At 68.8% G+C, this 14,221-nt stretch carries 13 protein-coding genes; 10 read left to right on the top strand and 3 right to left on the bottom strand.

Annotated elements, in window-relative coordinates; all coding sequences use genetic code 11:
• Nucleotides 1-20: 20 nt before the first annotated feature.
• Nucleotides 21-755 (bottom strand): SDR family NAD(P)-dependent oxidoreductase, encoded by a 735-nt coding sequence (locus tag ACQPYS_RS26870; protein ID WP_433491162.1) that lies wholly within the window; start codon nt 753-755, stop codon nt 21-23.
• Nucleotides 756-778: 23 nt separating this feature from the next.
• On the opposite strand from ACQPYS_RS26870, the gene ACQPYS_RS26865 reads away from it, so the two are divergent.
• The 8 genes from ACQPYS_RS26865 (at nt 779) to ACQPYS_RS26830 (ending at nt 10,096) form a co-directional block, all read left to right on the top strand.
• On the top strand, nt 779-1,612 hold the full coding sequence (locus ACQPYS_RS26865; RefSeq protein ID WP_063038214.1) for an alpha/beta fold hydrolase: 834 nt from the start codon (nt 779-781) through the stop codon (nt 1,610-1,612).
• Between the two features lie 155 nt (nt 1,613-1,767).
• Nucleotides 1,768-3,108, top strand: coding sequence for a D-inositol-3-phosphate glycosyltransferase (mshA, locus tag ACQPYS_RS26860; protein ID WP_063038212.1), 1,341 nt, complete (start codon nt 1,768-1,770; stop codon nt 3,106-3,108).
• Complete coding sequence (locus tag ACQPYS_RS26855; RefSeq protein WP_433491161.1) at nt 3,105-3,608, top strand: YbjN domain-containing protein; 504 nt, start codon at nt 3,105-3,107, stop codon at nt 3,606-3,608. The genes mshA and ACQPYS_RS26855 overlap by 4 nt, the downstream gene beginning before the upstream one ends.
• Nucleotides 3,609-3,949: 341 nt before the next feature.
• A complete protein-coding gene (locus ACQPYS_RS26850) occupies nt 3,950-4,846 on the top strand; it encodes an ROK family protein (protein ID WP_433493140.1) in 897 nt (298 codons plus the stop codon).
• A 70-nt stretch (nt 4,847-4,916) separates the two neighbouring features.
• A complete protein-coding gene (locus ACQPYS_RS26845) occupies nt 4,917-5,654 on the top strand; it encodes a phosphoglyceromutase (protein ID WP_063038528.1) in 738 nt (245 codons plus the stop codon).
• Nucleotides 5,655-5,900: 246 nt separating this feature from the next.
• Nucleotides 5,901-7,952 (top strand): CocE/NonD family hydrolase, encoded by a 2,052-nt coding sequence (locus tag ACQPYS_RS26840; RefSeq protein WP_433491160.1) that lies wholly within the window; start codon nt 5,901-5,903, stop codon nt 7,950-7,952.
• A 222-nt stretch (nt 7,953-8,174) separates the two neighbouring features.
• A complete protein-coding gene (locus tag ACQPYS_RS26835; RefSeq protein WP_063038207.1) occupies nt 8,175-9,410 on the top strand; it encodes a sensor histidine kinase in 1,236 nt (411 codons plus the stop codon).
• A complete protein-coding gene (locus ACQPYS_RS26830) occupies nt 9,407-10,096 on the top strand; it encodes a response regulator transcription factor (protein ID WP_039826973.1) in 690 nt (229 codons plus the stop codon). The genes ACQPYS_RS26835 and ACQPYS_RS26830 overlap by 4 nt, the downstream gene beginning before the upstream one ends.
• Nucleotides 10,097-10,105: 9 nt before the next feature.
• Here ACQPYS_RS26830 and ACQPYS_RS26825 read toward each other — a convergent pair whose 3' ends face one another.
• Both ACQPYS_RS26825 and ACQPYS_RS26820 read right to left on the bottom strand, forming a co-directional pair.
• Entirely contained in the window at nt 10,106-10,459 is a 354-nt protein-coding gene (locus ACQPYS_RS26825) for a hypothetical protein (RefSeq protein ID WP_063038206.1), read from the bottom strand.
• A gap of 12 nt (nt 10,460-10,471) precedes the next feature.
• A complete protein-coding gene (locus ACQPYS_RS26820; RefSeq protein ID WP_431941764.1) occupies nt 10,472-11,338 on the bottom strand; it encodes a hypothetical protein in 867 nt (288 codons plus the stop codon).
• A gap of 128 nt (nt 11,339-11,466) precedes the next feature.
• Here ACQPYS_RS26820 and ACQPYS_RS26815 point away from each other — a divergent pair, with 128 nt between their 5' ends.
• Nucleotides 11,467-12,495 (top strand): Ppx/GppA phosphatase family protein, encoded by a 1,029-nt coding sequence (locus tag ACQPYS_RS26815; protein WP_063038204.1) that lies wholly within the window; start codon nt 11,467-11,469, stop codon nt 12,493-12,495.
• Nucleotides 12,492-14,216, top strand: coding sequence for a hypothetical protein (locus tag ACQPYS_RS26810; protein WP_433491159.1), 1,725 nt, complete (start codon nt 12,492-12,494; stop codon nt 14,214-14,216). Before ACQPYS_RS26815 ends, ACQPYS_RS26810 begins: the two co-directional genes overlap by 4 nt.
• Nucleotides 14,217-14,221: the final 5 nt, after the last annotated feature.

Here is a 14,221-nt window from a genome sequence, read left to right as displayed (position 1 = left end):
GCGCCGCGGGTTGCCGAGCGTCAGGTACGGCGGGCGAAGCGGCCCGGGTCGGCCTGGTCGCGGGGTTTGACGATGATCTGGTCCAGGTTGACGTGTGGGGGGCGGCTCGCGGCGAAGGCCACGATCTCGGCGATGTCCTGGGCGACCAGCGGATCTATGCCCTGGTAGACCGCGGCCGCGCGGTCGGTGTCGCCGGCGAAGCGGACCAGGGAGAATTCGGTCTCCACCGCGCCGGGCGCGATCTCGGTGAGCCGGACCGGCTGCCCGAGGAGTTCGCCGCGCAGGGTCCGGTGCAGGACGGCCTGGGCGTGTTTGGCCGAGGTGTAGCCGGAACCGTTGTCGTAGGCGTGGAAGGCCGCGACCGAGGTGATGGTGACGATCAGGCCGTCGCCGGAGGCGATCAGTTTCGGCAGCAGCGCCTTGGTCATCCGGAGGGTGCCGAGGACGTTGGTTTCCCACATCCAGCGCCAGTCGTCGAGGTCGGCCTCGGCGACCGTAGCCAGGCCCTTGGCGCCGCCGGCATTGTTGACCAGTACGTTCGCGGTCTCGATCGCGTCGGCGAAGGCGCGAACCGATTCGTCGGAGGTGACATCGAGTGCCAGCGCGGTACCGCCGATCTCGTCGGCCAGCGCCCGCAGCCGGTCGACCCGGCGGGCACCCACATACACGTGGTACCCCTGTTTCGCGAGTTCCCGGGCGGTGGCTTCGCCGATACCCGAGCTGGCCCCGGTGACAACAGCGGTGCGAGTGCTCATGAACGCGATCCTATGATGCGCTCATGGCTATACGGGAAGCGCACAGTGCGGACGGGACCGGCATCGTCTATCGGACGGGCGGGCCCGCGGACGCACGGCCGCTGGTGCTGGCGCACGGCTGGTCGGCGGATCTGCGTTGCTGGGGGCGGATGTTCGACGATCTCGCCGCCGATTTCCGGGTGGTGGCCGTCGATCTGCGGGGCCACGGTTATTCGGAGGCCCCGGCCACCGGTTACGACGATTCGAAGAACTGGGCCGCCGATATCGCCGCGGTGCTGGCCGCCGAATCGATCGAATCCGACGCGCTGCTGCTGGGGTGGTCCTACGGCGGAATCGTGATCAGCGACTATCTCGCCGAGTACGGCACCGGTGCGGTCGCCGGCGTCGTCTATACCGGGGCGATGGCCAATATCGGCCGCGGGGTGCCGGGCGCGGAGGTCGGCGAGTCGATGCAGCAGGCGATCCCCGCGGTGTTCGAGGAGAGCCCGGGCCGGGCGATGCGCGGTTTCTCCGCCTTCGGGAACGCCAGCACCGGACCGGGCACGGACAAGGGTCCGGACGCGCAGCGGTTGTTCGGCGCGAGCCTGGCGACACCGCCGTTCGTGCGCAAAGCCCTGTTCTACCGCTCGGTGGACAATACGGAGACCCTGCGCGCACTCGACGTTCCCGTCCTGGTGCTGCACGGTTCGGCGGATCCGGTGGTGCCGGTGGCCGACGGCCGCTATATCGCCGAGACCGCGCCGCGGGGCCGGGCCTCGATCTGGGAGGGCGCTCAGCACGGGTTGTTCCTCGAGGATCCGGCGCGTTTCGCGGCCGAGATCCGGAAGTTCGCCGCCGACTGCGCCGAGAAATCCTGATTGTCCGTGACAAGCGCTTTTATTGGTCTGTCCGGCTCGGTTCCCGGTTTCGGCGACGGCACGCGGAGGCGCGCGAAGTGCGCCGAATCCGTCAGGTGTGATCACTTTCACGACCGGGGAAGGACGGGCCGGGCTGCCGCGTTGCACCCTGCAGTATGGATATCGTGAGTCAACGCCCGGACCGACGGCCGAACCGTATCGCCGTGCTGACGGTGCACACCTCACCACTGGCACAGCCCGGTACGGGTGATGCGGGCGGAATGAACGTCTACGTCCTCCAGACCGCTCTCCAGCTGGCCCGGCGGGGGACCGAGGTCGAGATCTTCACCCGGGCCACCTCCTCCGATCTGCCGCCGGTGCAGGAAGCCGCGCCGGGAGTGCTGGTACGCAATGTGGTCGCCGGGCCGTTCGAGGGCCTGGACAAACACGATCTGCCGACCCAGCTGTGCCCGTTCACCGCCGAGGTGCTGCGTCAGGAGGCACGGCATCTACCCGGTTACTACGACCTGGTGCATTCGCATTACTGGTTGTCCGGGCAGGTGGGCTGGCTCGCCCGGGACCGGTGGCGGGTGCCGCTCGTGCACACCGCGCATACGCTGGCGGCGGTGAAGAACGCCGCTCTCGCCGAGGGCGATTGCCCGGAACCGGCCACCCGGGAGATCGGGGAGAAGCAGGTCATCGCCGAGGCGGACCGGCTCACCGCCAACACCGGGCGGGAAGCGCGGGACCTGGTCGAGCTGTACGGGGCGCTGCCCGACCGGATCGATATCGTGCCGCCAGGGGCGGATCTGACTCGGTACCGTCCGGGCGACCGGGCCGCGGCCCGCGCCGAGCTCGGCCTGGCGGGGCACGAGGAGATCGTCGCGTTCGTGGGCCGGATCCAGCCGTTGAAGGCACCCGATGTGCTGGTGCGGGCGGTCGCCGAGGCTCTGCGACGGCGGCCGGGGCGGCCGCTGCGCGCCCTGATCGTCGGGGGCCCCTCGGGGACCGGTCTGGAGCGTCCCGACGCGCTGATCGAACTGGCTGCCGACCTCGGGATCGCCGACCATGTCACCTTCCTGCCGCCGCAGCCGCCCGACCGGCTGGTGCAGGTGTATCGGGCCGCCGACCTGGTCGCGGTGCCGAGCTACAACGAATCTTTCGGGCTCGTCGCGCTGGAGGCGCAGGCGAGCGGGACCCCGGTGCTGGCGGCCGCGGTCGGCGGGCTCGGCACCGCGGTCCGGCACGAGTACAGCGGGTTGCTGGTGACCGGGCACCGCACCCCCGATTGGGCCGGTGCGCTGGAGTATCTGCTCGACGACCCGCGGCGGTTACGGACGCTGGGCGCGCAGGCCATATCGCACGCGGCGGCTTTCTCCTGGGCGCATACGGCCGAGAAGCTGCTGGACAGCTATACCGCCGCGCTGACCGGTCCGGGCCACGGACCCACTATCCTCGGCGAGGGTCAGGCCAGATCGCGGGCGCTGTGGCGGCGCCGGACGGGAGTGCGCAGATGAGCGAGAGGTCGGCCACCGCGCGGGCCATCGAGGAAACACTGCGGGACCGCGAGATCGAATACACCCACCCTGATGACGATGTCTTCGTCGCCGTACTGCCGGGTGAGCGGAAACTGAAGACCAATGTGATGCTGACGGTCGGGGCGCACGGGGTGCGTTTCGAATCGTTCGTATGCCGCAAACCGGACGAGAATTTCGAAGGCGTCTACAAGTACCTGCTGCGGCGCAACCGGCGGCTCTACGGTGTCGCGTACACCATCGACAAACTGGGCGATATCTACCTGGTGGGCCGGGCGGCCACGCATGCGATCACCGCCGAGGAACTGGACCGGATCTTCGGGCAGATCCTGGAGGCGGTGGACGGGGATTTCAATACACTGCTCGAACTCGGTTTCGCCGAATCCATCCGCAAGGAATGGAAGTGGCGGGTGTCCCGCGGTGAATCACTGAAGAATCTGCGTGCCTTCGAGCATCTGGTCGATTCGGCCGATCCGAACTGATTCGCGGCGTTCGTCGACAGCGCGGGCCGGTTCGGTGAGGCGACGATCTGGAATCCGGCGTTCTGGGACGGTGATTCGGCGGTCTGGCCCGCGGCGGAGATGCTGCTCGGCACCACGACCGGCATTGTGTGCAGGCAACTCGGGCGAGCCCGGTGCGGCCTTCCCGCCACCGGACGCCCCACCCGGCTTCCGCACCCGGATCCGGATCGACAAGGTGAGCGGTATCGTCCCCGGCGCCTCCTGATCGCCGACCGCGCCCGCACCCGGGCTGCGGACTCAGCGACCACGTTCGAGGATGAGTGACAATCACCATCTGCGAATCGGATCTTCGGGAGGGCGCGGTGGCGGTTGTGGCACTGGATATCGGCGCGACGAAATTCGCCGCCGGGCCGGTGGACGAGGCGGGTCGGCTCGGCGCGGTGCGGCGGGTGCCGGTTCCGGCCGAGCGGGTATGGGAGGCGTGCGCCTCTCTGCTCCGTGACGTCGCGGCCGATGCCGTGGTGACGGCGGTCGGGATCGGCTCGGCGGGCCCGGTGGACGTTCCGGCCGGTATCACCCGTGCACTCAATATTCCCGAGTGGCGCGACGGATTCGCGGTGGTGGCGGCGGTGGCCGAGCTGTTTCCCGGCGCCACGGTGCGTTTCGCCCTCGACGGGGCGTGTCTGGCGTTGGCCGAACAGCATTCGGGGGCCCTGCGCGGTCTGCGGAACGGGCTGGCGCTGACCGTCTCGTCGGGTATCGGCGGCGGCATCTTGATCGACGGCCGCGTATCGGTCGGGCGTACCGGCAATGCCGGGCATATCGGTCATCTGGTGGTGCCCGGATGGGATGTGCCGTGTGCGTGCGGCGGTTTCGGGTGTCTGGAAGCCGTGGCGAGTGGGATGTCGTCGGCGCGCTGGGCGCGGGAACAGGGCTGGACCGGCGAGACCGGCGCGGAACTCGCGCGTGACGCCCGGGCCGGGGACCCGGTCGCGCGGGCCGCTTTGGCGCGGGCCGGTACCGCGCTGGGTACGGCGATCGGTTCCGCGGCCGCGCTGCTCGATGTGGATACGGTCGTGGTCGGTGGCGGTTTCGCGGACTCGGGTGAACTCCTGTGGGCACCGCTGCGCGCCGCGGTCGCCCGGCACTCGGGGCTGGATTTCATCCGGGGGCTGCGGGTGGAAGCGTCCCGCCTTCCGGAGGGGGCGACGCTGCACGGCGCGGCCGTACTCGCGGCCGGTTTGTCCGGGTCCGCCTAGCAGGTGGTGGGCCGATGACGGCCCCGAGGGGTACGCACGGCCGGTATCGGGCCATGGCAGGATGGCCCGCATGACGAACACCCTCGTTTTGCTGCGCCACGGCGAGAGCGAATGGAATGCCCTGAACCTGTTCACCGGCTGGGTGGACGTGCATCTCACCGACAAGGGCGTCGCCGAGGGTAAACGGGCCGGGGAACTGCTGGCCGAGCACGGCATCCTGCCCGATATCGTCTACACCTCGCTGCTGCGCCGTGCGATCTCGACCGCGAACATCGCCCTGGACGCCGCCGACCGGCACTGGATTCCGGTGGTGCGGGACTGGCGCCTCAACGAACGTCACTACGGCGCGCTCCAGGGAAAGAACAAGGCCCAGATCCGCGACGAGTACGGCGAGGACCAGTTCATGCTGTGGCGGCGCAGCTACGACACGCCGCCGCCGCCGATCGAACCCGACGACGAGTACAGCCAGGCGAGCGATCCGCGCTACGCGGGTATCGAGGTCCCGCGCACCGAATGCCTGCTCGATGTGGTGAACCGGATGGTCCCGTACTGGGAGTCGACCATTTCGCGAGAACTGCGCGGTGGAAAGACCGTGCTGGTCGCGGCGCACGGTAATTCGTTGCGTGCCCTGGTGAAACATCTCGATGGAATCTCCGACGAGGATATCGCCGGACTGAACATTCCCACCGGTATTCCGCTGCGCTACGAACTGGACGACGATCTGCGGCCGGTGCGACCCCGGGCATATCTGGATCCGGAGGCCGCCGCCGCCGGTGCGGCCGCCGTCGCGAGCCAGGGCGGCAAGTAGTTCGTTCCACAGCGCCGCGACCCGAAACGGGTTGCGGCGCTTTTTCGTAGGGATACCGGCGCTGCGGGGAACGCCGATATCTGTGACGGGAACCCGAAAACACCGATCGCTATTGTGTCGTACCACGATCCTGGTGCGAAATTGCCGGGTAAGGCCTGTTAGCGGCCCGATCGATTCTCATTACCCGCCGGTAATGCTGTGTAAGCTCTCGGCCATCCGATCAGTCCGAGAGATGGATCACGACCGATGAAGTTTGTGATACGAGCCACTGTGGTATTGGCCGCCACGATGTTGCTGGCACCGCTGCTCGGCGGCGGTGCCGGTGCCGAGCCGGCGGTCTCCGGTCCCGACGGGGGAGCGGCGGGGGCGCAGTGGGCCGCCACCCACGACGGACCGCAGCAGTATCCCGGTATCAATATCACCTGGGATGTGCCGATCACCATGAGCGACGGCACGGTTTTGAAGGCGAATGTGTACCGCCCCGCCGACGGGGCCGCCCGGCCGATCGACACCCGGCTGCCGGTACTCGTGAATATGACGCCCTATACGAAACTGGTGTCCAACCTGGTCGACCATATGGGCTCGGTACCCGGTCTGTCCGACGCGCTGGACCGGTTGGCCCGCGATATCGATATGACCGGCACCCCGTTGTCCGGGCTGACCGATCTGACCAAGGCGCTCGGCGGTGGGGCCATGCGCAATTTCGCCGTGGACCGCCAGTTGGTGAAGAGCGGCTACGTCCAGGTGGTGGTGGACGTCCGCGGAACCGGGTTCTCCCAGGGCGTCTGGGATATGTTGCGGCAGCGCGAGCAGGCCGACACGGTGGAGGTCATCGACTGGGCCGCGCGGCAACAGTGGTCGGACGGACAGGTCGGCATGACCGGCATGTCCTATTCCGGGATCAACCAGTTGCAGGCCGCCGAGAAACACCCGGCCGCGCTGAAGGCCCTGTTCCCCGTCGTGCCCGGCAGCGATCTGACGCAGGATGTGCTCATGCCCGGCGGCGGCTTCGGCTTCGCCTTCATTCCGCTGTGGATGTCGCTGATCAACTCGACCAAATGGGTACCGGATATCGGGTCGATGGTGAACGGCACCTTCGACCAGAAATGGCTGAACGACCGGCTGTCCTCGCCGTTCACCTACTTGGACGTATTCCTCAATGCCTACACCACTCCGCGGGTGGAGGATCTCGATCCGCGCCTGCAGGAGATGATCCGGGGCGACAGCCCCGACCGGCAGGCCTGGCTCGGTGATCCGGCGCAGATCGACGTGCCCACCTTCGTGACCGGGGGCTGGCACGACCTGTTCACCTATTCCGAGTCCCAGATCTACAACGCCATGCCGGTGCCGCCCGGACAGAAGCAGCTGCTCATGGGCGACACTTATCACATCAACTCGGGAAGCGAATCGGGCAGACCCGGGCTGCCGCCGCGGCTGGACGTCCTGCAGCGCGCCTGGTTCGACAAATGGCTGAAGGGCGTCGACAACGGGATCGATCGGTACGGGCCGGTCACCCTGCGGCAGCAGGGCGGCGGCTGGGTGACCCGGGACGGCTTCGGCGCGAGCGCGCCCGCGGATCAGGCGGCCGAATACCGGCGGATGTATCTGTCGGCGGCGCCCAGCGGCACCGGCGGGCACAGCGTGCACGACGGTTCACTGGCGGCGGTCGCCGACAGTGCTGCCCGGTTGACCGTCGCGCCGGGACTCACCGGACTGTGCTCCAATGACGCCGGCCAGGCGACCGCGGGGGTGGTCGCGGTGATCAACGCCTGTGGTGCGGATTCCCGGATCCAGGAGTCGAACGGGCTGACCTTCACCAGTGCGCCGGTGCCCGAAGCGGTCGAGATCTCCGGGCCGATCGCCGTGCACCTGCAGACGGTGCAGGACGCGGCCGACGGCTACTGGTCGGTGACGGTCAACGATGTGGCGCCCGACGGGCAGTCCCGGGTGCTGTCCTCGGGTCAGCTGACGGCTTCCCTGCGGGAGATCGACGATTCCTTGAGCGACCGGTCGGCCAACGGTGACTACACCGCACCCCGGCCGTACACCACGCTGGAGAACCGGCGGCTCACGGTGCCGGGGGAGGTGACCACACTCGATATCGCGGTGCCCGCGATCGAGGCGAAGCTGGAACCCGGGCATCGGCTGCGGGTGGACGTCTACGCGGGCAATGCCCCGAAGGGGGTGCCGCCGCTGCCGATGCTTCTCGATACCGGGCTGAAGCCGCAACACGTGCAACTCGACCCGAACCGGCCGAGCTTCGTGAACCTGCCGGTGCGTGGTGACCCCGGTTGGTGAACGGCCGCCGGTAGCGCGCTCGATACGAACCCCGTTGTGTCCCAGACACAATGGGGTTCGTCGGCGTCTCCGGGCGGGGAACACGCCCGGGAAGATCGAAACCCCTCCCTCGCCGAACAACGCGTAAACGCCCGGCGAACGACGAAGTAATCGCCCGTGACCTGCACGAAACTTCACCGACCCCGGGTTTGTTTACGCGTCGTCGACCGTACGATTCTTGATGTGAGCGTTCCCCAGGCCGTACTACTGGCAGTCCTGGCGGCTGTTGTCGGACTGGCCGTCGGTGGACTCGTCATCCCCTATATGAACGCTCGGCAGGCGCAGCGCCGCCAAGCCGACTCCGGGCTCACGATGTCGCAGGTTCTCGACCTGATCGTGCTGGCCTCGGAAAGCGGTATCGCCGTGGTGGACGAGTACCGCGACGTAGTACTGGTCAATCCGCGCGCCGAAGAACTCGGCCTGGTCCGCAACCGGCTGCTCGACGAGCGGGCGTGGACGGCGGTGGAGAAGGTCCTGATGACCGGCGAAACGGCGGAGTTCGACCTCACCGCCGATAAACCGACACCCGGCCGGGGCCGGATCGCGGTCCGCGGCCTCGCCCGGCCGCTGTCCCCGGAGGAGACCAACTTCACGGTGCTCTTCGCCGACGACGATTCCGAACAGGCCCGGATGGAAGCGACTCGCCGCGATTTCGTCGCCAATGTGAGCCATGAGCTCAAGACCCCTGTGGGCGCGATGAGTCTGCTGGCCGAGGCGCTGCTGGAGACCGCGGATGATCCCGAGGCGGTCCGCCACTTCGGCCAGCGCGTACTGGCCGAATCCAGCCGCCTCGGGAAGATGGTCACCGAACTGATCGCGCTGTCCCGGCTCCAGGGGGCCGAGAAACTCCCCGAACTCGAGGTCGTCGATGTCGACACGGTGGTCAATCAGGCGGTGGACCGGTCGCGGACCGCGGCCGAGGCCGCCGGGATCACGGTCAGCACCGACCGGCCCAGCGGGCTCGAAGTGCTCGGCGACGAAACGCTCCTCATCACCGCGCTCTCGAATCTGGTCGAGAACGCCATCGCCTATTCGCTGCGCGGCTCCCATGTTTCGGTGAGCCGGTCCGTCCGTGGCTCCTACGTGGCGATGGCCGTGACCGACCGCGGCATCGGTATCGCCAAGGACGATCAGGAACGGGTCTTCGAACGCTTCTTCCGGTCCGACAAGGCGCGCTCCCGCGCCACCGGCGGTACCGGACTCGGTCTGGCTATCGTGAAACACGTGGCCGCCAACCACAACGGTGAGATCACCCTGTGGAGCAAACTCGGCACCGGCTCGACATTCACGCTGCGCATACCCGCGCATCAGGAGGCCGACGGCACCGCCGCCGCCGGTCCGCCCGTGCTGACCAAAAGAGAAACCAGCCCGCGCCCGTCGGGCCCGGGCCGAACGAACGGTGTGGAGGCACGCAGATGACCAGTGTGTTGATCGTCGAGGACGAGGAGTCGCTGGCCGATCCACTCGCCTTCCTGCTGCGCAAGGAAGGTTTCGAGGTCACGGTCGTGGGAGACGGTCCCTCGGCGCTCGCCGAATTCGATCGCTCCGGCGCCGATATCGTCCTGCTCGACCTGATGCTGCCCGGTATGAGCGGCACCGACGTCTGCAAACAGCTGCGCACCCGCAGCGGGGTGCCGGTCATCATGGTGACCGCGCGCGACAGTGAGATCGACAAGGTGGTGGGGCTCGAACTCGGCGCCGACGACTACGTCACCAAGCCCTACTCGGCGCGGGAGCTGATCGCCCGTATCCGGGCCGTGCTGCGCCGCGGCGCCGGTGACGAACTGGACTCGGGCAGTGAGAACGGTGTCCTGGAGGCGGGTCCGGTGCGAATGGATGTGGACCGGCACACGGTGCTGGTGAACGGCAAACCGGTGACCCTGCCGTTGAAGGAATTCGACCTGCTCGAATACCTGCTGCGCAATTCGGGCCGGGTGCTGACGCGCGGCCAGCTCATCGACCGGGTGTGGGGCGCGGATTACGTCGGCGACACCAAAACCCTCGACGTGCACGTGAAACGGTTGCGGTCGAAGATCGAGGCCGATCCGGCCCGGCCCGAACACCTGGTCACCGTGCGTGGGCTGGGCTACAAACTCGAGGCCTGACCGCGTGGTTCAGGGGAAATAGAGCCAGACCTCGCCCACCGGCGTATCACTGCGGTGCAGCGGTGCCCAGCCCAGGCCGTCCTCCTGGGCGCACTCGGAGAACGGCACCGCTGCCCCGTCGCCTCGGCAGACGATGCTGTGCCGAGTGCCGTGCGGGCTGAGTACGAGATGCCTGCCCGCGTCCCGGGCCGCCAGCGCGTCCGGGTCACCGAGTGGGACGAACTCGGCGGTCCGATCGGTGAACTGCTGCGGGTCGGCCGCGGGCCGGGCGCCCGCGCCGCCGGCCGTCGCCGCGCAGGCGAGGCCGATGATCATCAGCGCCGCCGTACCGGCCGGCCATCGCGTCCAGGGGCTCCGCGCCATGCTGTGCTCCCGTTATCGCAGGTCCAGTCCGAGTATCCGGGTGGGGCGTACCGCCTGCCCGTTCTCCTCGGCCGCCTTGGTCCGAGCCTTGCGCCGGGCCCGGGTGGTCGCCGGATGCTCCGCGCCGACCCCGGGCCCCGGCCGGCTCCGCAACTGCCGTTCGAGTTCCCGGTAGGCGGGTTCACCGATCAGTTCGATCAATTCGGCGCGATAGGTCTGCCAGACCGGCCGTTCCCCGATATGGGCATCGGGCGAACCGGAGCAATACCAATCCAGATCCACTCCGCCCGGGCCCCAGCCGCGCCGATCGTACTCGGTGATGACGGTCCGCAGGATCTGCACACCGTCGGGCCGGTCCACCCATTCCTGGGTGCGGCGGATGGGTAGCTGCCAGCACACATCGGGTTTCACGGTATGGGGTTCCAGGCCCCGGCGTGCCGCCATGACATGTAGGGCGCACCCCGGGCCGCCGGCGAAATCCGGCCGGTTCTGGAAGATGCACGCCCCGTCGATCCGGCGGGTGCGCTCGGCCGGCCCACCGTCGAGCTCGTCGGCTTCCAGATAGGTCTTGCGGCTGATCTTGCCGTGCTCATCACGCGCCCGATCCATCAGCTGCCAGTCCTCGGCGGTCAACATCTTCACCGCCCGGCGCAGCCGTTTGCGGTCATCGTCATCCGACAGGAACGCGCCGTGTGTGCAGCACCCCGCGTCCGGCATATCGCCCAGGATGCCCTGGCAGGCGGGGGTCCCGAACACGCAGGTCCAATGCGAGGTCAGCCAGGTGAGGTCGGCCGCGATCAGATGTTGGTCGTCGGCGGGGTCGACGAACTCGAGCCACTCGCGCGGGAAATCGAGTGGTACTTCCCGGCTCGGCCGCATCTTCGGCATCGGAAGGTCGGTCGGACCGGGGACGGAGTCGTTCGCGGCAGCGCCTGACGTCACAACCCCTAACGCTAACACCACAACCGGGTCGCCTGGTGTTCAGGTACACCAAGTAACGTGTCCGTGTGCGTCTAGGTGTCCTCGATGTCGGAAGCAACACCGTTCACCTGCTGGTGGTGGACGCGCATCGGGGTGGCCATCCCATGCCGATGAGCTCCACGAAGGAGTCGCTGCGGCTGTCGGAGAATATGGACGACAGGGGCCGGATCACCGCGGCCGGTGCCCAGAAACTGGTCGATACGGTGGCCGATCTGGCGAATCTCGCCGCCGCGTCGGGATGCGTGGAACTGATGGCCTTCGCGACCTCCGCGGTACGCGAGGCGACCAACTCCGACGAGGTGCTGGGCCGGGTGCGCGCGGAGACCGGGGTGGACCTGCGGGTGCTGGCGGGGGCGGACGAGGCCCGGCTGACCTTCCTGGCGGTGCGCCGCTGGTACGGCTGGAGCGCGGGCCGGATCGTCAACCTCGATATCGGTGGCGGCTCGCTCGAGGTGAGCAGCGGCGTGGACGAGGAACCGGAGGTGGCGCTGTCGCTGCAGCTGGGGGCCGGTCGGCTGACCCGCAAATGGTTACCGGAGGATCCGCCGAGTAAACGGCGCATCGGCATCCTGCGCGATTGGCTCGCCGCCGAGATGGTGGATCCGGCCAAACAGCTCGCCGAAGCGGGTAAGCCCGATCTGGCGGTGGGCACCTCCAAAACCTTCCGTTCGCTGGCCCGGCTCACCGGCGCGGCGCCCTCGGGCGCCGGTCCCCGGGTTCGCCGGACACTGACCGGTTCCGGCCTGCGCCAGCTGATCGCGTTCATTTCCCGGATGACCGCGTCCGATCGCGCCGAACTGGAGGGCGTGAGCGCCGACCGATCCCAGCAATTGGTGGCGGGAGCGCTCGTGGCCGAGGCCGCCATGCGCGCTCTCTCCCTGGATACGCTGGAAATTTGTCCGTGGGCGCTGCGCGAAGGGCTGATCCTGCGCAAACTGGATACCGATATGGATGGTGGACCACTGACAACGAACACGCCGAACGCGGCCGCCGGGAACGGTTCGACGCCCGGTGGCGCGACGTCGGCGGGCCCGATCGAAACGGTGCCTTCATGAGTAGGAACTCCAATCAACTGTCGGTAGCCGAACTGCTGGCTCGCAACGGCGCGCAGCCGGCCACCGGCGGCGGTCGGCGACGGCGCGGCGGGCGCGGGCTCTCGGTCGACGACCTGTCCGGTGATATACCGGCCGTCGAACGCAACGGTTCGGCCCATGCGGCTCCCGACGAGGCCGACGAGGCCGACGAGGAGTATTCCGCCGCTACGGCGGGCGATAGCGGCGTCGGTGCGCAGGATCATGGGGGCGAGCGGGTTTCGTATGCCGCCCCGGATCCGAACAACTCGCCGATGTCCGGCCCGATCACCGTCTACAACCCGTTGGAGCCGTATGCGCCGGGCCCCGCCGGTGACGGTGCCCCCGCGCGGCTGGGTGATCCGGACCCCTATGCCGGCGACCGGGAGCAGTTCCCGCCCGCGGAGGAGGCACCGCGCCGCGGTGGTCGCCGGCGCCGTGCGGAACCGGACGACGATTTCGCCGCTTTCGCGGACGACCCGGGCACCGGAGGCGAGCCGAATCAGTCCTGGGAGACCGGTCCGCAGGCGCCGGGCAGCGGACGGGCCGCGCGCCGCCGGGCCGCGGAAGCCGCCGAAGCCGCGGCCGCGGCGGAGTCCGCGCCCGCCGAACCGGAGGCGCCCGCGGATTACGGCCTTCCGCCCGGACCCGGTGATGTCGGTCGGGCGCCCGCTCCGGACTTCGGCGGACCGGATGCCGGCCCGTCGTGGCCGGGGCAGGGTTTCGACGGCCCGCCCCGGCTGGGTCCGCCCGGCGCCGCCCCACCGACCGAAGCGTGGCAGGCGCCCGAGACATCGGCGGACGACCCGCGGCCCAAGCTCGAGCGCCGCCGTCGTGGTGCGCGGCCGCTGCCGGAGCCCGCGTCGTTCCCGGAATCGCCCGACCGGCCGAACGGGGACCAGAGCACCGTCGTATGGTCGCCGACCGATCAGGGTGTGCGGTTGCGCGCCGGACTGCAGGGGCTGGAGACGCCGCCGCGTGACGCTTCCGACTTCGGTGGTCCGGGTGCCCGCAACGGCCGGCCGGGCGGGCCGATGCCACCGCCGCCCGCCCCGGACTTCGGCGCGGATCAGGGTTTCGGCCCCGGTCCGGACTTCGGCGCGGATCAGGGTTTCGGCCCCGATGCGGGTTACGGGCACGATCGGGGGCACGACCCCGACCCGGGCTTCGCGAAGAACGATATCTTCGCCACCGATGTGTACGGCCCCATGCGGCCCCTTCCCGCCGCCTCGGGCGAGCGATACGAAACCGGCGAATTCGAGCCGGAATTCGATTCGGACGCCGACGACTACGACGATCCCGAGGACACCGTCGATGCGAACCGGCTGGGCCGCGCCCGTTCGGCGCTGGGCGGGAGATTCGGTGCGGCCGGGGACAAATTCGCTGCCACCAAGGCGAGATTCGAGGCCGGGGCGCGCACCACCGATCGCGAGACCACCGAGGATCCACGCAAACAATGGATCGTGCTCGGCGCGCAGAGTGTGGGCGCGGCGATCGCCGGAATGCTGGCGTTCAAGGGTTTCGAGATGCTGTGGGAGGGGCAGCCACTGGCCGCGCTCGCACTGGCGGTCGTGGTGATTCTGGGGCTCGTCGCGCTGGTGCGGATCCTGCGACGCGGCGACGATATGTTCAGTACCGTGATCGCTGTGGTTGTCGGCGTATTCGTCACCCTGGGTCCGCTGGCATTCCTACTCAGTACGGGCTGAGCGAG

The organism is Nocardia grenadensis, from assembly GCF_050942415.1.
GTDB classification, from domain to species: Bacteria; Actinomycetota; Actinomycetes; order Mycobacteriales; family Mycobacteriaceae; genus Nocardia; species Nocardia grenadensis.
This window is presented reverse-complemented; position numbering and strand designations above follow the sequence as displayed.

Coding starts and splice junctions, on each gene's coding strand:
- ACQPYS_RS26870 (WP_433491162.1), bottom strand. CDS start 755: ATGAGCACTCGCACCGCTGTTGTCACCGGGGCCAGCTCGGGTATCGGC.
- ACQPYS_RS26865 (WP_063038214.1), top strand. CDS start 779: ATGGCTATACGGGAAGCGCACAGTGCGGACGGGACCGGCATCGTCTAT.
- mshA (WP_063038212.1), top strand. CDS start 1,768: ATGGATATCGTGAGTCAACGCCCGGACCGACGGCCGAACCGTATCGCC.
- ACQPYS_RS26855 (WP_433491161.1), top strand. CDS start 3,105: ATGAGCGAGAGGTCGGCCACCGCGCGGGCCATCGAGGAAACACTGCGG.
- ACQPYS_RS26845 (WP_063038528.1), top strand. CDS start 4,917: ATGACGAACACCCTCGTTTTGCTGCGCCACGGCGAGAGCGAATGGAAT.
- ACQPYS_RS26840 (WP_433491160.1), top strand. CDS start 5,901: ATGAAGTTTGTGATACGAGCCACTGTGGTATTGGCCGCCACGATGTTG.
- ACQPYS_RS26830 (WP_039826973.1), top strand. CDS start 9,407: ATGACCAGTGTGTTGATCGTCGAGGACGAGGAGTCGCTGGCCGATCCA.
- ACQPYS_RS26825 (WP_063038206.1), bottom strand. CDS start 10,459: ATGGCGCGGAGCCCCTGGACGCGATGGCCGGCCGGTACGGCGGCGCTG.
- ACQPYS_RS26820 (WP_431941764.1), bottom strand. CDS start 11,338: ATGCGGCCGAGCCGGGAAGTACCACTCGATTTCCCGCGCGAGTGGCTC.
- ACQPYS_RS26810 (WP_433491159.1), top strand. CDS start 12,492: ATGAGTAGGAACTCCAATCAACTGTCGGTAGCCGAACTGCTGGCTCGC.